Origin of the sequence: Anaerobacillus arseniciselenatis, from assembly GCF_001865995.1 — a bacterium.
Taxonomy (GTDB): Bacteria; Bacillota; Bacilli; order Bacillales; family Anaerobacillaceae; genus Anaerobacillus; species Anaerobacillus arseniciselenatis.
In genome coordinates this window covers 182347-201109 of sequence record NZ_MLQQ01000010.1, presented here as the reverse complement: position 1 = coordinate 201109, position 18763 = coordinate 182347, and the positions used below count along the sequence as shown (strand labels likewise).

General features: G+C 37.3%; 19 protein-coding genes. 14 read left to right on the top strand and 5 right to left on the bottom strand.

From position 1 onward, the window contains the following. Positions 1-49 precede the first annotated feature (49 nt). On the bottom strand, positions 50-592 hold the full coding sequence (locus tag BKP35_RS08180; protein ID WP_071312857.1) for a YppG family protein: 543 nt from the start codon (positions 590-592) through the stop codon (positions 50-52). A 248-nt stretch (positions 593-840) separates the two neighbouring features. Between BKP35_RS08180 and BKP35_RS08175 the strand changes: the two genes are divergently transcribed. The 4 genes from BKP35_RS08175 to BKP35_RS08160 all read left to right on the top strand — a co-directional run bounded on the left by BKP35_RS08175 (position 841) and on the right by BKP35_RS08160 (position 4292). After that, on the top strand, positions 841-1089 hold the full coding sequence (locus BKP35_RS08175; RefSeq protein WP_071312856.1) for a hypothetical protein: 249 nt from the start codon (positions 841-843) through the stop codon (positions 1087-1089). A 174-nt stretch (positions 1090-1263) separates the two neighbouring features. Then, positions 1264-1728: an Hsp20/alpha crystallin family protein gene (locus tag BKP35_RS08170; RefSeq protein ID WP_071312855.1), complete on the top strand. Its 465-nt coding sequence runs from the start codon at positions 1264-1266 to the stop codon at positions 1726-1728. A gap of 478 nt (positions 1729-2206) precedes the next feature. Then, positions 2207-3367, top strand: coding sequence for an agmatinase family protein (locus BKP35_RS08165; protein WP_084031528.1), 1161 nt, complete (start codon positions 2207-2209; stop codon positions 3365-3367). A gap of 91 nt (positions 3368-3458) precedes the next feature. Continuing rightward, on the top strand, positions 3459-4292 hold the full coding sequence (locus tag BKP35_RS08160) for an ATP-binding cassette domain-containing protein (RefSeq protein WP_084031527.1): 834 nt from the start codon (positions 3459-3461) through the stop codon (positions 4290-4292). A gap of 147 nt (positions 4293-4439) precedes the next feature. Here the strand turns inward: BKP35_RS08160 and gerPC are convergent, their stop codons facing one another. The 4 genes from gerPC to BKP35_RS08140 all read right to left on the bottom strand — a co-directional run bounded on the left by gerPC (position 4440) and on the right by BKP35_RS08140 (position 5884). After that, complete coding sequence (gene gerPC / locus BKP35_RS08155) at positions 4440-4979, bottom strand: spore germination protein GerPC (protein WP_071312854.1); 540 nt, start codon at positions 4977-4979, stop codon at positions 4440-4442. Positions 4980-5130: 151 nt separating this feature from the next. Further along, positions 5131-5367, bottom strand: coding sequence for a hypothetical protein (locus BKP35_RS08150; RefSeq protein WP_071312853.1), 237 nt, complete (start codon positions 5365-5367; stop codon positions 5131-5133). 44 nt (positions 5368-5411) lie between these two features. After that, entirely contained in the window at positions 5412-5639 is a 228-nt protein-coding gene (locus BKP35_RS08145; RefSeq protein ID WP_071312852.1) for a spore germination protein, read from the bottom strand. A 20-nt stretch (positions 5640-5659) separates the two neighbouring features. Then, complete coding sequence (locus tag BKP35_RS08140; RefSeq protein WP_071312851.1) at positions 5660-5884, bottom strand: spore germination protein; 225 nt, start codon at positions 5882-5884, stop codon at positions 5660-5662. Between the two features lie 193 nt (positions 5885-6077). On the opposite strand from BKP35_RS08140, the gene BKP35_RS08135 reads away from it, so the two are divergent. The 10 genes from BKP35_RS08135 (at position 6078) to gatA (ending at position 18758) form a co-directional block, all read left to right on the top strand. Then, positions 6078-6515, top strand: coding sequence for a LysM peptidoglycan-binding domain-containing protein (locus tag BKP35_RS08135; RefSeq protein ID WP_071312850.1), 438 nt, complete (start codon positions 6078-6080; stop codon positions 6513-6515). A gap of 194 nt (positions 6516-6709) precedes the next feature. Continuing rightward, positions 6710-7270 carry a hypothetical protein gene (locus BKP35_RS08130; RefSeq protein WP_071312849.1) on the top strand — a complete coding sequence of 187 codons (561 nt, stop codon included), beginning with the start codon at positions 6710-6712 and terminating at the stop codon, positions 7268-7270. A gap of 158 nt (positions 7271-7428) precedes the next feature. Then, positions 7429-8112: a heptaprenylglyceryl phosphate synthase gene (pcrB, locus tag BKP35_RS08125; RefSeq protein WP_071312848.1), complete on the top strand. Its 684-nt coding sequence runs from the start codon at positions 7429-7431 to the stop codon at positions 8110-8112. Between the two features lie 66 nt (positions 8113-8178). Further along, the gene (pcrA, locus tag BKP35_RS08120) at positions 8179-10422 is read left to right on the top strand and encodes a DNA helicase PcrA (RefSeq protein ID WP_420534811.1); all 2244 of its coding nucleotides are present in this window, start codon (positions 8179-8181) and stop codon (positions 10420-10422) included. A 119-nt stretch (positions 10423-10541) separates the two neighbouring features. Beyond that, entirely contained in the window at positions 10542-12542 is a 2001-nt protein-coding gene (gene ligA / locus BKP35_RS08115; RefSeq protein WP_071312886.1) for an NAD-dependent DNA ligase LigA, read from the top strand. A gap of 124 nt (positions 12543-12666) precedes the next feature. Further along, positions 12667-13899, top strand: coding sequence for a CamS family sex pheromone protein (locus tag BKP35_RS08110; protein ID WP_071312847.1), 1233 nt, complete (start codon positions 12667-12669; stop codon positions 13897-13899). A gap of 681 nt (positions 13900-14580) precedes the next feature. Further along, entirely contained in the window at positions 14581-16092 is a 1512-nt protein-coding gene (putP, locus tag BKP35_RS08105; RefSeq protein ID WP_071312846.1) for a sodium/proline symporter PutP, read from the top strand. Between the two features lie 478 nt (positions 16093-16570). After that, the gene (locus tag BKP35_RS08100; RefSeq protein ID WP_071312845.1) at positions 16571-16750 is read left to right on the top strand and encodes a hypothetical protein; all 180 of its coding nucleotides are present in this window, start codon (positions 16571-16573) and stop codon (positions 16748-16750) included. 245 nt (positions 16751-16995) lie between these two features. Further along, positions 16996-17286: an Asp-tRNA(Asn)/Glu-tRNA(Gln) amidotransferase subunit GatC gene (gatC, locus tag BKP35_RS08095; RefSeq protein WP_071312844.1), complete on the top strand. Its 291-nt coding sequence runs from the start codon at positions 16996-16998 to the stop codon at positions 17284-17286. Between the two features lie 14 nt (positions 17287-17300). Further along, entirely contained in the window at positions 17301-18758 is a 1458-nt protein-coding gene (gene gatA, locus BKP35_RS08090) for an Asp-tRNA(Asn)/Glu-tRNA(Gln) amidotransferase subunit GatA (protein WP_071312843.1), read from the top strand. The last annotated feature ends 5 nt before the right edge of the window (positions 18759-18763 follow it).

Genomic DNA, 18763 nt, shown 5'->3' with positions numbered 1-18763 from the left:
GTATCTCGCACATTTTTAAATATAGTGTTTGAGGTGACTGGCACTTTTTTTATCTGAAAAATCCACCGAACATTTTCATGATCGGGCTCACCTGATTGGCAAGGTTTAAAGCTGTTTGGACGCCCCCGCCAATCTTGTTTAAATCAACTTTTCCATTTTGGTCAGTGAAAAGTGATTGAGGGAATTGAGATCGGTTTTGTACTTGCGTTTGCCCTTGTAGCGAGAATGGTTGCTGCTGAGAGTGTCCCTGGAAAGGAAAGGCTGACTGTTGGATTTGACCAGCTTGCTGCTGTTGATTTTGTCCTTGTGTAGGAGATTGCGGTTGAAAAAAGCTATTTAAAAATGGATTTTCTTCTTGATATTGTTGCTGATCGTAATTAAAAGGAAAAGAGTTAAAGATGCCTGATGGAGAATTTTTCATCATTGCAGGGTTTTGTTTCCTCATTGGATTTTGATTCATCATCATAGGAAGCTGTTTCATCATCGGGTGGTGCTTCATCATATGATTATGAAATTCAAACGGGTTAAACCCCATTGTATTGTTGCTTTTCATCATTGAGAACGGGAACATCATACTTTTAAACGGAAACATATTCATTTTCCTCCCTATTATTTTTTTCGATAAAGAGTATATCGCACTTGGTCGTCTAGCCTACCCTTCGTTTCTCATTAGTTTATGTCAGACCATGTGCCAGTGGGAGGGTGTTTTCCCTAATAATAATTAAATGGTAAGTTTAATAGCCTATTTTTCTATCATTAAAAAAACAGTTGTAAAAGCACAGGCAAATAGGTAGTCATTTAAATACTATAGTAGAGAAATAGACAAAAGGAGGGAGTAAAGTGAGTCATTATTACGATCTTTGTTGTAAACACAAAGGGCAAGTTGTGACAATTTATGAGAAAACAGGTAGAGTTCATACGGGTAGAATTGTATCCGTCGACCATCAACATGTTTATCTTGAGCCCGTATCTAGAGGAGTATCTGGATTTCATTGGGGTTGGGGCTGGGGATGGCGCCCGTTTATTTTCCCAGTAGCTTTAGCGGCAATCGGTGGGTTTGCACTAGGAGCATCTTTATTTTGGATTTAATGGTAATGGTAAAAGTGGGTTTTATCCTGCTTTTACCATTTTATTTTAGTTTAGAGGGCTGTAAAGTTTTTTTAAATGTTTTTTAAAATTATTAGAGATCAATTTGACGATGGCTTAGACAAGCACATATTTTTTTTACGCCCATAAACTATTAAAGGTAAAGGAGGCGGAAGTATGGATATGAATAAATTCTGGCCGATGAATAATGGCGGTGGAAATGGTAATAACAACTGGAAAAAATCAATGCCAAGCTTTTTAGGAGAAGATTTCTTTTCCGATTTTCAAAATTTACTTTTTGATAGTAGTGGGCCCAAAATAAATATTTATGAGTCTGGTAATGAGATTTTATGTGTTTTTGCTTTACCAGGATTGAAGCTTGAAGATGTAGATGTTTACGCTTATGAACGTACACTTGAAGTTAGAGGAACGCTCCATGTCGATTACAATGGCTTTCGCTTAATACAGGAAGAGATCCCTCAAGGACCATTTAAACGAACGATCGAATTACCCTATCCAGTGAGAGATGACAAAGTTGATGCATCTTACCAAAGAGGAGTTTTAGTTGTCCATTTACATCGCTTAATTAGGTCGACGAAAGTTAATAAAAAGGTAAATATTCAAAACTTAGATGAAGAGTGATGCGTGCTGCACTTAAAGCAGCACTATTTTTTTGCCGTTCACAAAAACACCCACCTTTTTTCATACAAAATGTTCATGACGATATCTCATCACCATCTTGAATGAAAGTGTCGGTCGCTTTCCTCTCGCTTCGCTGTAAACTTCTATCGAATTTTAGAGGCTCGCTCCAGAAAAGCGACCGAGCATTCTTTTATCATACAAACCGATGATGAACATCGTTATCACCTAAGGTGAAAAGAGGCGGCGGACACGTTCACTGACGCCTCCTTGTTTTTTCCAACTTTCAGCCAACCACAAACCAACAAACCAACAAACCACTAACCAACTATCCCAAAATAGGCTTTTCTTTTACAAAAAAAATCTTTTTTATAGGCATTTATTTACAAATGATTGAATACATATATTGTTAGTATGTGCTCCTAACTCTGCCTAATGACAGCATGAAGTACATCTAAATGAAGAGAAAAGGATGTGATACATGTTGGGTTTTTTCGATAATCACGGACTAAGCTTTAGAAAGAAAAAAGCCCTCGAAAGCGACCGAACGACTGATTTACTAGGAATTGAGCAAGCTGAGAAGGAAGCAAAAATTCCTGAAGTTGAAAATCAGAAAATTTTAAAAAGGTCGTTAAAGTATGGACTGGAAGCAGCTCCTTCAATTGGTGATCGAACAATTTCCACGTTTACTAGGGAGCCAAGGCCTGCTTATGCGGGAATACCTACATTCTTGCGAACGCCGTTTTTAGAAGACGTTCGAAGAGTAGGTGAATATGACGTTGCATTTATGGGTGTTCCTTTTGATATTGGAACGACCTACAGAGCGGGTGCTCGTTTTGGACCCGAGGCAATGCGAAGAATTTCTAAGTTATACACTAGTTACAGTTATGAAAAAGGTGTCGATCTAGTGGAGTCATTAAACATGTGTGATGTAGGTGACGTGTTTACGATTGCTAATATTGAAAAAAGTTTTGATCAAATTTTTAAAGCTGTTTCCCACGTATTTAAACAAGGGACATTACCGGTAATGCTAGGTGGGGACCATGCCATCGGTTATCCATGTTTACGAGCGATTGCTGAACACGTGGATGGCAAGGTTGGAATTATTCATATGGACCGCCATCTTGATTTGCAAGAAAAAGATATGGATGAGCGTATGCACACTACTCCTTGGTTCCATGCGACAAACATTCCTAATGCCCCACCTGAAAACTTAGTTCAAGTCGGAATAGGTGGCTGGCAAGTTCCTCGCGAGGCCGTTCAAAATGTAAGGAAGTTTAATACAACAGCAATTTCCATCGATGATGTTGAAAAGCTGGGAATTGAAAAAGTAGCCGAAATTGCTTTAGAAAAAGCGTGGCAAGGCGGTGCGAAAGCAGTCTACTTAAGTGTCGATATTGACAGCTTTGATGCTGGTTTTGTACCTGGTACTGGGTGGCCTGAACCAGGTGGATTTACACCGAGAGAAGGTTTGAAGTTTTTAGATATTGTAGCTAGAGAAGGGATATGTGGCATGGAATTAGTAGAAGTATCCCCACCATATGACGTAAGTGACCAGACCGCATTACTTGGTACACGTATTATCTGTGACGTTTTAGCATCAATGGTTGATGCAGGGAAGTTAGGGAAGAAATTTTCATAGTTAGTTTGTCCTTCTGAGGTGTCCACCTCAGGAGGACAAAATCACCAAATGTCCACGGAGGGTGTCAGACACCCAAAAAGGAGGAATCTACTTGCAAGCGGTACACATTGAAAATGTTACTTACAGTTATCCAGATATGACGCCGGCGATTAGTGATATCTCATTACAAATACCGGTAGGAGCAAAAGTCGCTTTACTTGGTCCTAATGGAGCTGGCAAATCGACGTTATTACATCATTTAAATGGTTTGAAGCTACCACAAAATGGTTCGGTATCAATTATGGGGGTTCCGTTAAATAAAAAAAGTGCGAAAGCAATTCGCCAAAAAGTTGGACTAGTGTTTCAAGATCCAGATGATCAAGTAATATCAGGAACGGTTTGGGAAGATGTACAATTTGGACCTAGAAACCTTGGGCTTTCTGAAGAAGAAATTGAGGAAGTTTGTAATGTTGCTTTAGGCTCTGTAGGAATGCTGGAGTTTAAATCAAGAGCACCTTATCAATTAAGTTACGGTCAAAAAAAGCGAGTAGCTATTGCTGGGATCCTTGCGATGAAGCCTGACATTGTCATTTTAGACGAGCCAATGTCTTATCTCGATCCACAAGGACAAGATGAAGTGGCTGCTCTACTTCAAGGATTAAGTTTTATGGGGAAAACCGTATTATTATCAACACATGATGTAGATTTTGCCGTATCTTGGGCTGATATGATCATTTTAATGAAAGACGGTCAACTTTTAGCTAGCGGTGGTCCGGAGTTACTAACGGATGAAGAGTGGATTAGAAAATCAAATCTTCACCTCCCGAGAATCGCCAGGTTATTTCGAATGGTTCCGAACTTAAACGTAGAAAATTTACCGAAAAATGAACAAGAAGCAGCAAGATTATTACATAAGTTAATAAACGTCCAACAAATTAAATTATAAATAAAAGAGGGGTGCCCAAAAACAAGTACTATCGTTTAGGACAACCCCATTGTTTTATTTGACCTTCCCAAAAAGACAAAAAGGCGCCTTTTGGTGAAAGGCTCCAGTTTTTATTTGGACCTGCCCAAGGCGCTTACGCTTTTCTTGTCACCCATCCATTTCCTCAAAGTTTTCTTCCATATTCGTATCTAGGTCATTGAATTTGATTTCTCCGTTTTCATTAAGTAATTTCTTCAAGTTCTCAGCATCTGTCAATGCACTTAAGCCGATATTTAATGCCCCTGATAATTCTTCAACTGTTAGCTCTTGAATTTTGTAATTAATATTTTCAATGTTAATCGGTTTTATATCTTTAATCTTTTCTTTTAAATTTTCATTTTCTTCTTCTATTTCTTTCATTTTTTGTTGTATGCTTTCAAGGGTTTGCATCACTTTAGGTATAAAATGTTGTACTCCATTAAGTTGAGGAATGTCATTTACATTGAAGTTGTTGTTCTCCTTATTTTCATTTTTCGCATTATAATTTGCTTTAGTAGCAGTTTCGTCATAGTAATAATCAACATATTGATCAGCATTCATCCATTGTTCGCCGTTCGCAGGCTCAATATAATAATTGGAATATGGATAGTTACAATAGTAATATGGCTGCTGATAACAATACTGATAAGGCCATTGATAATAATACATATAAAATCCGCCTCCTTAATAACAACCTTTAATACACTATGAAAAATGGGCTCTAAGTGTTCATGTTTTTTTAGCAGTGCTTCAGGCTATAGCGGAAATAAAAAAAGCACTACTTTTTAACCTAACGGCTAACTAGTAGTGCTATGACATACTAAGGAATATAAATTGGTGGGGCATCCATCGGTGGCTGAAATTCAATATTTTCGCCATCATTATTATTTTGTTCATTTTCATTATTGTCTTCGTTTTCAGGTTCAGTTTCTTCATAATTTGGTTTAGGGAATTGGGCGCTTGAGGCCTGATTATCACTGAAAACGGTTTTCCCAATATTTAATGAACCAATAGTACTAATCGAATTTATCCGGATATTTCTAATGTTAATTTGCATAATTTTTCTCTCCTAAAAATTATACTTGGATTTGCCGTTGTTAATTAAATTTGTGATTGAGGCTGATCAAGGACATCAGGATCATTCGTTAAGTTAGCGTTATTAAATTGTAATGGTGAGAAGTTTGCATCCCCTGGTTGCAAGTAACCAACATTTGACTTTACGTTCCCTTGGAACCCTTTTAATATCGAATTACCAAAATTCATTGAAGCGTTAGAAGATGCGCCATTGATTCTGATTCCAAGAATATTATTAATATGAGTCGGTATCATAAAAACCTCCTAAACTAGCTTTAAATTTGTGCTTGTGGTTGGTCAAGCACATCAGGATCATTCGTTAAATTAGCATTATTAAATTGTAATGGCGAGAAGTTTGCGTCCCCAGCTTGAGCATAGCCAACATTCATTTTGACGTTTGCTTGGTGACCTTTATGCACGACATTACCAAAGTTCATCGAAGCATTAGAAGAAGCGCTGTTTATCCGAATCCCAAGGATATTGTTCATATGTGTCAACATAATTTCCTCCCATTTTCTGTCCTATACACATATCGTATGAAATAAAAATAGGGGATGATACAGTTTCCTTAAAGTTCTTAAGTAATGAAAAAGCCCAATATGCACGCAGAGATAAAATGTAATAGCAAATACCCAAATGTTGCATAAATATATATTGTTATGTAAACGAAATCGTTTTAGGAGGTTAATAAAATTGAAAATTCATATTACGAAAAAAGGGGAAACATTATATCAAGTAGCTCACCGTTATCAAATCGACATTAATGTACTTTTTAGTCATAACCAACATATTCAAGATCCGACGAACCTTCATGAAGGAATGCAAATAAAAATTCCTTCGATTATTGGATTAGAGGGACTTATGGTTGATGAGCTAGATGGAAAAGGAAATGTTTGTGCTTATGTGGCTGATGAACCCGTTCAGTACAAAAAGTTAGACATTCAACATTGGCCTTCACAAGACTATACACAGCCGATAAATGGAACTCATTATCAGCATAAGGATTTTGAGCAAGCACCAATTTATCCACAATATCCGCATTATGGTCAACACCCACCACAACAAGCGGTTCATGAATTACACCAACGCTATCAAGCGCCATATTATCAACCTAACCACTGGGGTTATTAAGTAAAATTAGCAATGTAAAAAAACTAGCTTACTTTTAATAAGGCAGCTAGTTTTTTTATTTTGATTAATTTCAAAAAAGGTGGACATATAACATTTAAGTGAATGTTATATTACGAATTTATTAAAAAGTTAAAATCTTTAATAAATTCTGTTAAAAGTCAGTTATAATTTATATATATTGTGCAAGGGTGGTGGTGATTATAAATCGGTATGTTGGTAACACTGTAATTTCTTTAGTGGAGAAGTACGGGTATGAGTGGTGTGATGCCAGTAAGTTGGAGGAACTACTAAATAGTTTGTATGGGGAACAACGAGAAATACAAGCCCTTATTCTTGTAAAAAAGCAATTGATCGATCTGTTTTATGCAAAAGAGATTAACGCAAAAGAAATACCATTAGCACTTGAAAAGGTAATTAAAAAAAATTGGCGCTTAAAAAAAGAACTACAGTGGTCAGTCTCGATTTGGATGATAGCTTTAGGAGAGACAGCTCCATTCCAACTTGAAACGGTCACCGAACCAACCTCTAACAATGTTAAAAACTCCGACGCTACTCCTAAATTAAATAATATTCAACGTCTTGTATTAAATGAAAGTTTAAATATAAGAAACAATCAATCTCCTACAACAACTGAACAGGAAGTTTCAAAGGTTAGAATAAGCAAAAAGGTAAACTTTATCACCATTGAACAGCTTTATGAAGTTGTAGAAATTCCCCAAATTAACGATCACCATAATGAAAAAAATATTGCTTGAATTTTTTGGAACTGTGTCTAACATAAGTAATGTGACACAGTTTTTTAATTCCACCAATTGTAATAGTGAGAGTGTATGTTTTTTTTGATATAATAACCGAATGAGGATATGATGAAATATTAATGCGCTGGCGCATTTCTAAAAAAAGGGGCTTTAAAATGCTTGAATATAATGAGTGGAAGCACGTTTTTAAATTAGATCCTAACAAGGAGATTACTGATCACGACTTAGAAAGAATTTGCGTTTCTGGCACAGATGCCATTATTGTTGGTGGTAGTGATGGGGTTACCGAAGATAACGTATTGGACTTGCTTGTGAGAGTGAGGCGGTATTCTGTTCCTTGTGCGTTAGAAGTTTCTTCGATTGAGACGATAACTCCAGGCTTTGATTATTATTTTATTCCATCGGTATTAAATAGCGGCTCTGTTAATTGGGTCACGGGTTTACATCATCAAGCGGTTAAGGAATTTGGAGCGATTATGAATTGGGATGAAATCATTATGGAAGGCTATTGCATTCTTAACGGTGAAAGCAAGGTCGCTTCATTAACAGAGGCAAATACAGATCTTCACGGGGACGATGTAGTTGCTTATGCAGAAATGGCTGAAAAGATGTTCAAGCTACCTATTTTTTATGTTGAATATAGTGGAGTTTTTGGAGATATGGAAATAGTGAAAGAAGTTAGTGGTGCTTTGGATGAGACACGACTTTTTTATGGTGGAGGTATTACGAACATAGAACAAGCTAAGCAAGTCGCACAATACGCGGATACTGTTGTTGTCGGCAACGTCATTTATGACGATATTGAAAGTGCGTTAAAAACGGTTAAATGTAAGTTTTAGTTGCCCTTACAAGCTAGTTTAGTTAAAATAAAAAATAAGAACATACGTTTTGGTGGTGGATATACAATGGATATGCAAAAATTATTATCGGGATTAAATGAACAACAACGTGAAGCGGTCAAGCATACAGACGGAGCTTTATTAATCATGGCTGGAGCAGGCTCGGGAAAAACAAGAGTACTTACAAGTCGCATCGCGTATTTAATTGGTGAAAAAGAAGTTGCGCCCTGGTCAATTTTAGCGATTACTTTTACGAATAAGGCAGCAAAAGAAATGAAAGAACGTGTCAAAAACATTATCGGACAAACTGGAGAGGATATTTGGATTTCGACATTCCACTCAATGTGTGTCCGTATTTTACGTAGAGACATTGATCGCGTAGGAGTCAAACGTAATTTCACGATTTTAGATCCAGGTGACCAATTAACGGTAATAAAACAAATTTTAAAGCAAAAAAATATCGACTCAAAGAAATTTGAACCGAGAAGCTTATTAGGTTCGATTAGTAGTGCGAAAAACGAATTAAAAACGGTGAAAGAGTATACAGGGAGTGCTAAAGGACCATATGAATCTACAGTTGCTGAAGTTTATGAAGCGTACCAAAAAGAACTTCGTAAAAACCATTCCTTAGATTTTGATGATCTGATTATGACTACCATTCAATTGTTTAAACAAGTTCCTGAAGTGTTAGAATTTTATCAGCGTAAATTTCAATACATTCATGTTGACGAGTATCAAGATACGAACCGAGCGCAATATATGCTCGTAAAATTGATGGCAGAGCGCTATAAAAATATTTGTGTAGTTGGTGATTCTGATCAGTCTATTTATCGTTGGCGTGGAGCTGATATTACGAATATTCTTTCCTTTGAAGAAGATTATCCGCGCTCGACAACGATTATGCTTGAGCAAAATTACCGCTCGACTAAAACGATTCTTCGAGCGGCAAACGAAGTCATTAACAATAACTTTAATCGGAAGCCGAAAAATTTATGGACAGAAAATCAATCGGGTGAAAATATTTCCTGTTATATTGGTGACAATGAACATGATGAAGCTTATTTTATTGTTGGAAAAATTAAAGAGTTAATGACAGAACACGATTATAAACTTTCCGATATTGCCATTTTATATCGAACCAACGCGCAATCGCGTGTTATTGAGGAATTACTCGTCAAATCAAATATCAACTATAACATTGTTGGTGGGACAAAGTTCTATGATCGAAAAGAGATTAAAGACCTTCTTGCTTACTTACGAGTTGTGGCGAACCCTGATGATGATATTTCATTACGTAGAATTATTAATGTTCCGAAGCGAGGAATTGGTGCAACAACTGTAGAAAAAATAGCTGAGTTTGCGGCTGTTCAAGGGCTGTCAATGTACCGAGCCCTCCATGAAGTCGAACAGATGGGGTTAGCAAAAGGGGCCACGAATAAGTTGGTTGATTTTATAGATCAACTTAGAGGTTGGGTACAACTCGAAGAATATTTATCAGTTACCGAACTTGTTGAAGAGTTGCTAGAGAAAACTGGCTATCGTGATATGTTAAAAAATGAAAAAACAATTGAAGCGCAAAGTCGCCTTGAAAATATTGATGAGTTTTTATCTGTAACAAAAGAATTTGAAAATAAAAATGATGATAAGTCGTTAGTCGCTTTCTTAACTGATTTAGCGCTTATTGCTGATATTGACAAAGTTGATGAAGATGAAGAAGAACAGCAGGATACGGATCGAGTTTTATTAATGACTTTGCATTCCTCCAAAGGTTTAGAATTCCCAGTGGTATTCTTAATTGGTATGGAAGAAGGTGTTTTCCCTCATAGCCGCTCCTTGTTCGAAGAAGAGGAAATGGAAGAAGAAAGAAGACTTGCCTATGTTGGGATTACTCGAGCTGAACAGCGCCTATTTTTATCTTGTGCGAAAATGAGGACATTATTTGGACGCACGAATACGAATTCGCAGTCTCGTTTTATTGGTGAGATTCCTGGTGAAATGATTGAATCGTTGAACGAACAAAAAGAAGCGCCAGCGTGGGCAAAAACATCGAGACAAGCACCAGCTAGTGGTGGGATAACAACTCAACAACGACAAAGAACGACAACAGCTACACGTCCGCAAATGACAACAACAGGTGGCGACCAGTTCGGTTGGCAAGTTGGCGATAAAGCTGAGCATAAGAAGTGGGGCGTTGGAACGGTAGTAAGTACGAAAGGTTCAGGTGACAATATCGAATTAGATATTGCCTTTCCACAACCAGTTGGCATTAAGCGTCTTGCAGCCAAATTCGCCCCGATTACGAAGGCTTAATGATAGTTTTGAATTAAGAGTGGTGAGTTTTGAGTTATTGAAAGTATTGCTTCGAAGCAATACAAAAGCAAACACTCAAAACTCAAAACTCAACATTGAACAAAGGAAGGAAGAAAATGATGAATCGTATTGAAGCCGAGGGAAAATTAAATGAGTTAAGGGAAAAGCTTGAAGAATACGGCTATCATTACTACGTGATAGATAACCCGGTTGTCTCGGATGCTGAGTACGATGCACTTATGCAAGAACTTCTAAAGCTTGAAGAACAATATCCTGATCTAATTACAGAAGACTCTCCATCGGTTCGTGTCGGTGGAAATCCATTACCGCATTTTGAAAAGGTTCAGCATGAAATTCCGATGTTAAGTCTTGGAAATGCTTTTAATGAAGAAGACCTTCGTGACTTTGATCGTCGTGTAACCGACGGATTTGGGAAGCCGGTCTCATATGCTTGTGAATTAAAAATCGACGGACTAGCAGTTTCGTTGAAATATGAAAAGGGTCGCTTTATTTTAGGAGCTACTCGTGGTGACGGGACAACTGGTGAAAATATTACGAGTAACTTAAAAACAGTACGATCGATCCCAATGCGCTTAAAAGAAGCAGTCGATATCGAAGTTCGTGGCGAAGCGTTTATGCCGAAGCAATCGTTTGAAAAGTTAAATGAAGCAAAGCTTGAAGCTGGTGAAGAGCCGTTTGCCAATCCGCGTAATGCAGCAGCAGGGTCGTTAAGACAGCTAGACCCTAAGATCGCTGCAAAACGGAATTTAGATATTTTCCTTTATTCGGTCGCTCAAGTGAAAGAAAAAGAAATTCCAACGCATACTGAAGCGTTACAATTTATGAGTCAGTTAGGGTTGAAAACGAACAAAGAAGCAAAGCATTGTAAAGATATTAATGAAGTGATTGACTATGTGAATAGCTGGTTAGAACGACGCCCGAACTTGTCTTATGAAATTGATGGAATTGTGATTAAAGTAGATTCCCTAGAAGCTCAACAAAAGCTCGGATTTACAGCGAAAAGTCCAAGGTGGGCCATTGCTTATAAATTTCCAGCTGAAGAAGTGATGACAACGCTTGAAGGAATTGAATTAAGTATCGGTCGAACTGGCGTTGTCACCCCAACAGCGCTTTTATCGCCTGTTCAAGTAGCTGGCACAACTGTGAAAAGAGCATCACTTCACAATGAAGATTTAATTCGTCAAAAGGACATTAAGATTGGCGATAAGGTTGTTATTAAAAAAGCCGGCGACATTATTCCTGAAGTCGTGAATGTGTTAGAAGAACAAAGAACAGGTGAAGAGCAAGATTTTAAGATGCCAACGGAATGTCCTGCATGTGAAAGTGAACTTGTCCGTCTAGAAGGAGAAGTAGCCTTACGTTGTATTAACCCAAAATGTTCAGCGCAAATTCGTGAAGGGATGATTCATTTCGTCTCAAGAAATGCAATGAATATTGACGGTCTAGGAGAGCGTGTGATTACACAACTTTTTGAGCATGGGCTTATTAAAGATGTAGCAGACATTTATAAACTTGAGCGAGAAAAACTTCTTAAGCTTGAACGTATGGGCGAAAAGTCAGTTGATAATTTACTTCATGCTATTGATGCTTCAAAAGAAAATTCACTCGAAAAATTGCTGTTCGGATTAGGGATTCGTTTTGTTGGTGCAAAAGCAGCAAAAACATTAGCCCAATATTTTGAAGAAATTGAAGCACTACAAGAAGCGAGCGAAACAGAGTTAGAAGCGATCAATGAAATTGGTATAAAAATGGCTCAGTCAATTGTTCGCTATTTTAAAAAGCCGGAAGTATCTACACTTATTAATGAGTTGAAAACAGTAGGTGTGAATACAACGTATAAAGGTCCAAGGTTGGAAATTTCTAGTGATTCTATTTTCTCGAATAAAGTAGTAGTATTAACTGGTAAGCTAGAAATTTTGACTCGAGAAGAAGCGAAAGAAAAGATTGAAGCTTTTGGCGGGAAAGTAACGGGGAGTGTTAGTGCTAAAACGGACCTTTTAATTGCTGGTGAAAAAGCAGGTTCAAAACTAAAGAAAGCCGAAAGTTTAAATATTGAGATATGGAATGAAGCGAAATTAGTAGAAGAATTAAATAAATAGAGAAAAAGAGGTGCATCGCTCATAAAAGATGGGGTTGTTCTATAAGTGTCTGACACTTTCTTTTGGAACCCCCCTTTATAATGGCGATTCATTCCCATGTTGTTTAGCAGAGGAGGGTTGGTTGATGAATAAAATAAAGTTATGTTCCTTACTTGTTGTAAGTTTATTTTTAACGGGGTGTAACGGTATACTTGATCGTCAAGTAGAAGAAGAGATTATTGTTATTGAAGAAGTAGAAGATCAAGATCAAATGATTATTAGTCCTAACTTAAACACACCTGAAAACTATTATCGTACTGTTTTACAAGAAGGTGATTATCGACAAAGTGAAGCCCGTGGGCTAGTGACACAGGCGATTAATAATCGATTAGATATTAAGCAGCTTGAATTAGGTCTTATGGAATTGGCATCAACGAAATTTCCTCAATCGGAATATTATTTTCAGGAAGGACAGTATTTAGAAGGTTCTTTAATTAATCGGTGGTTAAGGAGGTACGACGAAAATCGAGAAACTCATGTCGAGGGATTAAACCCACCCTTACCAGAAGGAGATTATACTTTTTTATCAGAGGAAACGGAAATATTATCTAGTGAAGAGCGGCGCCTAAGGGTAAGTCATGAACGTCAACTTCATGAAGAGGAACCAGCATATTTATCTCATATAATGGAACATAACTATTTACGAGATGTCGGTGATGGCTCAATTGAACTTGGTGGGTTCGTTTTGGGGATCTCGTTAAATTCAGTGTATAGTTTTCAAATCGTTGATGAAAGGGGCTTAACGCATCCTTTTGAAGTGAATTTAGAGGACGAAATAATTTTAGAAGAAGGAAAGAAAATCGCTAGTGAAGTCCTCGATCGCGTCCGCCAAAGAGAAAACTTAGCGAATGTGCCGATCGTGATTGCTTTATATCAAGAAGAACGTCGACAGGCGATCATACCAGGGACGTTCGTAGCGATGACCGTTGTGGAGCCAGGTAGGCGTATAGAACGCTGGGAAACGGTTGATGATGCTCATTATTTTTTCCCTTCGAGTAGTGCTACTGCGAATCACCGAGACGATGCTACAAGATTTGATAACTTCAAACAAGATATCGATGGATTTTTTAATAACTACATCGGGATTGTTGGTAAAGGACGTTATAAAAATAACCAACTTCAAGAATTAACAATTGATATCAACCTACAATCAAATGGAAAAGCAGAAATTATTGCAATGACACAATATATTACTGATCGCCTTAAACACTTTCCAGAAAACTTAACCGTTCAAGTTTATTTAACATCTCTTGAAGGTGCAGAAAGTATTATTGTTCGCCATGCAAATGAGCAACCATTTGTTCATATTTATCGTTAAGAGTTCTTTCTTTGATGAAAGGCTCTTTTTTTGGTTAGTTGGCTAGTTGGTTAGATGGTTGGGACACCCACCCGACTTTTCATGTTAGATGGCGACGGGTATATCGACATGACAGTTTTGTGTGTAAATAGATACTTGGTGATGGATTTTCTTTCACGAGCCTCTAAAATTCGATAGAAGTTTATAGCGAAGGGGAAGAAAATCCATCACCAATTTTACATGCCAAATGGTGACGATACATCGCCATGAGCGTTTTGTATGAAAAAAGTGGGTGACTTTTGCTGTGATTTTCAATAAAAATGAAAAAAACTTAAATTAATTTAAATTAAACTAGTTGGATATATATTCTTATATATCAATGTAAGCGTTTGTATCGAAGGTAATTATGAATAAATATGCGCGATGTTTTTATTAAAATAATAATCAGAATGTTCTATTTCTTATTATGTGTTATATTTTCAAATGTTCGTCGGTAAATATTAATTATCAGTATAGCGTTAATTTTCTTTCTAATGTATAAAGGTGAATAAGGGGATATTATGCTGAAATACATATTCAAAGGTGGTGAACGATGATGGAATACGCATTAACGACTGCAAGTTGGTTTTGGCTGTTTGTTCCGATGCCAATACTAATTGTCTTATCTATTATCACATACAATATTGAGAGGAGAGAATAAAATTGGAAACAGCAACGTTAGTTACGTTTATCGTGTATTTAGTAGGGATGTTAGCGATCGGTCTTGTTGCCTATCGAATGACTAACAATTTATCAGACTATGTTTTAGGCGGAAGAAGATTAGGTGGGGGTGTCGCCGCTTTAAGTGCGGGTGCTTCTGATATGAGTAGCTGGCTTTTACTAGGATTGCCAGGTTATGCTTACGTCGCTGGAATGGAAGCGATTTGGATCTCGGTAGGTTTAGCAGTGGGTGCCTACTTAAACTGGCAATTTGTTGCGACTCGTTTACGCAAATATACAGAGATTGCTGGAGATTCGATTACAGTGCCTGACTTTTTAGAAAATCGTTTCCGCGACAATTCTAAAATGTTAAGAGTCATTTCTGCTTTTGTTATTTTAATATTCTTTGCTTTTTATACTTCATCCGGCCTTGTCGGTGGAGCGTTATTATTTGAAGCGTCATTCGGTTTAACGTATACACAAGCGTTATGGATTGGTGCGATTGTCATTATTTCATATACATTTTTAGGTGGATTTTTAGCGGTAAGTTGGACGGACTTTTTCCAAGGGATTTTAATGTTTTTAGCCTTAATTATTGTTCCGGTTGTAGCGATTTCACAAATGGGTGGTTGGAGTGAAACGGTCAATGCCGTTGGAAGTATTGACCCTTCACACTTAGATGCGTTTGCAGGCGTTACGACGATAGGTATTATTTCACTTGCAGCATGGGGGTTAGGTTATTTCGGTCAACCGCATATTATTACGCGTTTTATGGCGGTAAAGTCGTCAAAAGAAATTCCGAAAGCTAGATTAGTAGGGATGACGTGGATGGTCCTTGCTTTAATGGGCGCCATTTTCACAGGTTTTGTGGGTATTGCTTACTTCTCAAGCATGGGTCCTGGCGTTGAGCCACTTGCAGATGGTGCTCATGAAACGGTATTCATCATGTTTACACAAATTTTATTTAACCCTTGGGTATCTGGTTTCTTACTAGCTGCAATTTTAGCAGCAATTATGAGTACGATTGACTCTCAGCTATTAGTTTCTTCAAGTGCAATTACAGAGGATTTCTATAAAGCGATCTTTAGAAAAACAGCAAGTCAAACAGAACTTGTTTGGGTCGGTCGATTTGGAGTTTTAGCAATTGCCTTAATTGCGATCATCTTAGCTTACAACCCAGAAAGCACAGTTCTTGAATTAGTCGCTTACGCTTGGGGTGGATTCGGTGCGGCATTCGGTCCAGTCATTATTCTTTCGTTGTTCTGGAGACGTATGACTCGTAACGGAGCCCTAGCAGGTATGATTGTCGGTGCCCTTACCGTAGTCATTTGGGCAGACTTACTTGAGGTGTGGTTCAACATTACAGCAGACACTCATCCAATTTTCGGATTATATGAGATTGTCCCAGGCTTCATCCTTGGATGGATTGCGATCATGGTCGTTAGTTTACTAGGAAAAGAACCATCACAAGAAATTTTAGACGAGTTTGATAGTGTAAAAACGAGTAAGATTTAAAGAGAAAATGCCGTTTTTAGTAACAGAGTAAGTTGCTCTAAAAAAATAGAAAATCACATAAAAAATGAGGGGATTACTAATCTCCTCATTTTTTTGTGCAGAAACGGACAATGTCCGTATAATTTATTAATCGGTAACTGAGTGAATTTCATAATTACCAAAAATGAGCCATATCACGCAATATATAGTTTGCGAATGGTTTTGACGCAACTATATATTGATCTTAGTAGCGAGAATAATGAATTATGAAATTCATTGAAGTATCTTTATGAAAATTTTGTGAACTGTTCATTTTGAACAGACAATAAAGAGCTCTCTTTTTTATAATGTTAATAGATGAGTGAATTTCATAATTTCCTAAATCAAGCCAAATCAAACTAAATATAGTTGCGAGTGACTTAACGTAACTACATTTTAGATACTTGATGCGATAATATTGAATTATGGAATTCATTAAGATAAATAAGGGGGAGATCAAATGAAAATGTTATTGGGTTTAGTTATGTTATTGCTAACGGCTACTCTATTTGTGATGGGGATTATGAACATAGTAATGTTCGGTAACGTACTTTTAGGACTTTTATCGATTGTAGCTGGTATTATAATGGTCTATATTATAAAAAATGCGAAGGATGAACGAGAGTGCTTCGGTAGATAGGTAAAAGTAAGCGAGGGTGTCCTTATGGGCCCTCGTTTATTTAATGCAAAATCATTCAGTAGGGAAAATTTTTAATAATATAAGAGGGATTTTTACGCTCTAAAAAATTAATTAAACGTTTAATTAATAATTGTTAAGAGGGGCTTTATTGAATTAAAGCCTCTTGTTTGGTATTATCTATATATTGTGAAAATGTATGTTAACAAAGACTTCTAAAAGTTATCATATGTAACGGAGGTGGAATAATGGCTCGAATTACGAAAGATCAAGTAAAGCACGTTGCTCATTTAGCTCGTCTTTCAGTTTCTGAAGAAGAAGTTGAGCAGTTTACAGAACAACTAGATGCAATTATCGGTTTTGCAGAACAACTGAATGAGTTAGATACAGAAGGAATTGAACCGACAACACACGTATTAGATGTGAAAAATGTCCTTCGAGACGATGTCGTAAAACAATCGCTTAAAAGAGAAGACGCATTGAAAAACGCACCAGAAGAACAAGATGGACAAGTGAAAGTTCCATCAATTTTAGAGTAAAGGAGGGTCTCGAGTTGTCATTGTTAGAACAAAGTGTACAAGCATTACATAAACAGCTTCGCGAAAAAGAAATAACAGTTTCAGAGTTAGTTGATGCTTCATATAAACGAATTGGAGAAGTTGAAGACAAAGTTAAAGCGTTCATTTCTCTTGATGAAGAAAATGCTCGCAATTATGCTAAGCAACTAGATGAGGCGTTAGTTGGAAAAGAAGAAAAAGGGCTTTTATACGGCCTGCCAATCGGTATTAAAGATAATATTATTACAAAAGGTTTAAAAACAACTTGTGCAAGTAAATTACTAGGAAACTTTGAACCTGTTCATGATGCCACTGTCATGGGGAAAATTCGTTCATCAGAAGCAGTAATGATCGGTAAATTGAACATGGATGAATTTGCGATGGGATCTTCAACGGAAAACTCTGGCTTTTTCCGAACGCGGAACCCGTGGGATATTGATTACGTTCCAGGTGGATCAAGTGGTGGATCAGCAGCATCGGTTGCAGCAGGTGAAGTTTTATTTTCACTTGGGTCTGATACAGGAGGTTCGATCCGTCAACCTGCTTCATATTGTGGAGTTGTTGGACTTAAGCCAACATATGGACGAGTTTCACGTTTCGGTCTTGTAGCATTTGCTTCTTCATTAGATCAAATCGGACCGATCACGAGAAGTGTAGAAGATAACGCCTACTTAATGCAAGTAATCTCGGGTTATGACAATATGGACTCTACAAGTGCCAATGTTGATGTTCCTGATTATTTATCTAGCTTAACGGGTGATGTAACCGGCTTGAAGATCGCTGTTCCGAAAGAATATTTAGCGGAAGGCGTAAATGAAGACGTTAAAAATAAAACTTTAGAAGCGTTAAAAGTGTTAGAAGGCCTTGGGGCTACTTGGGAAGAAGTATCTTTACCACATTCTAAATATGCCGTAGCAACGTATTATTTACTTGCTTCGTCGGAAGCATCTGCAAACTTAGCACGTTTTGATGGCGTTCGTTACGGTGTACGTTCTGATAATGATACGAACTTAATTGAAATGTACAAAGAATCTCGTAGTGCTGGTTTCGGAGATGAAGTAAAACGACGTATTATGCTTGGAACGTTTGCATTAAGTTCAGGTTACTACGATGCATATTATAAAAAAGCTCAACAAGTGCGTACGTTAATTAAAAAAGACTTTGATGACGTATTAGCAGATTTTGATGTAATTATTGGACCGACAGCACCAACGACGGCGTTTAAAATTGGTGAAAAAGTTGATGATCCACTTACGATGTATGCCAACGATATTTTAACAATCCCTGTCAATTTAGCAGGTGTACCTGCGATTTCAGTACCGTGCGGATTGTCAAATGGGTTACCGGTTGGTCTACAAATTATCGGAAAACATTTTGATGAGTCGACGGTTTATCGTGTTGCTCATTCATTTGAGCAATCGACAGATCACCATAAAGCGAAACCACAATTGTAAGGGGG

Excerpts from the sequence above, each read along its gene's own strand:
- BKP35_RS08180 (WP_071312857.1), bottom strand. The coding sequence starts at position 592 with ATGTTTCCGTTTAAAAGTATGATGTTCCCGTTCTCAATGATGAAAAGC.
- BKP35_RS08170 (WP_071312855.1), top strand. The coding sequence starts at position 1,264 with ATGGATATGAATAAATTCTGGCCGATGAATAATGGCGGTGGAAATGGT.
- BKP35_RS08165 (WP_084031528.1), top strand. The coding sequence starts at position 2,207 with ATGTTGGGTTTTTTCGATAATCACGGACTAAGCTTTAGAAAGAAAAAA.
- gerPC (WP_071312854.1), bottom strand. The coding sequence starts at position 4,979 with ATGTATTATTATCAATGGCCTTATCAGTATTGTTATCAGCAGCCATAT.
- BKP35_RS08150 (WP_071312853.1), bottom strand. The coding sequence starts at position 5,367 with ATGCAAATTAACATTAGAAATATCCGGATAAATTCGATTAGTACTATT.
- BKP35_RS08145 (WP_071312852.1), bottom strand. The coding sequence starts at position 5,639 with ATGATACCGACTCATATTAATAATATTCTTGGAATCAGAATCAATGGC.
- BKP35_RS08140 (WP_071312851.1), bottom strand. The coding sequence starts at position 5,884 with ATGTTGACACATATGAACAATATCCTTGGGATTCGGATAAACAGCGCT.
- pcrB (WP_071312848.1), top strand. The coding sequence starts at position 7,429 with ATGCTTGAATATAATGAGTGGAAGCACGTTTTTAAATTAGATCCTAAC.
- pcrA (WP_420534811.1), top strand. The coding sequence starts at position 8,179 with ATGGATATGCAAAAATTATTATCGGGATTAAATGAACAACAACGTGAA.
- ligA (WP_071312886.1), top strand. The coding sequence starts at position 10,542 with ATGAATCGTATTGAAGCCGAGGGAAAATTAAATGAGTTAAGGGAAAAG.
- BKP35_RS08110 (WP_071312847.1), top strand. The coding sequence starts at position 12,667 with ATGAATAAAATAAAGTTATGTTCCTTACTTGTTGTAAGTTTATTTTTA.
- BKP35_RS08100 (WP_071312845.1), top strand. The coding sequence starts at position 16,571 with ATGAAAATGTTATTGGGTTTAGTTATGTTATTGCTAACGGCTACTCTA.
- gatC (WP_071312844.1), top strand. The coding sequence starts at position 16,996 with ATGGCTCGAATTACGAAAGATCAAGTAAAGCACGTTGCTCATTTAGCT.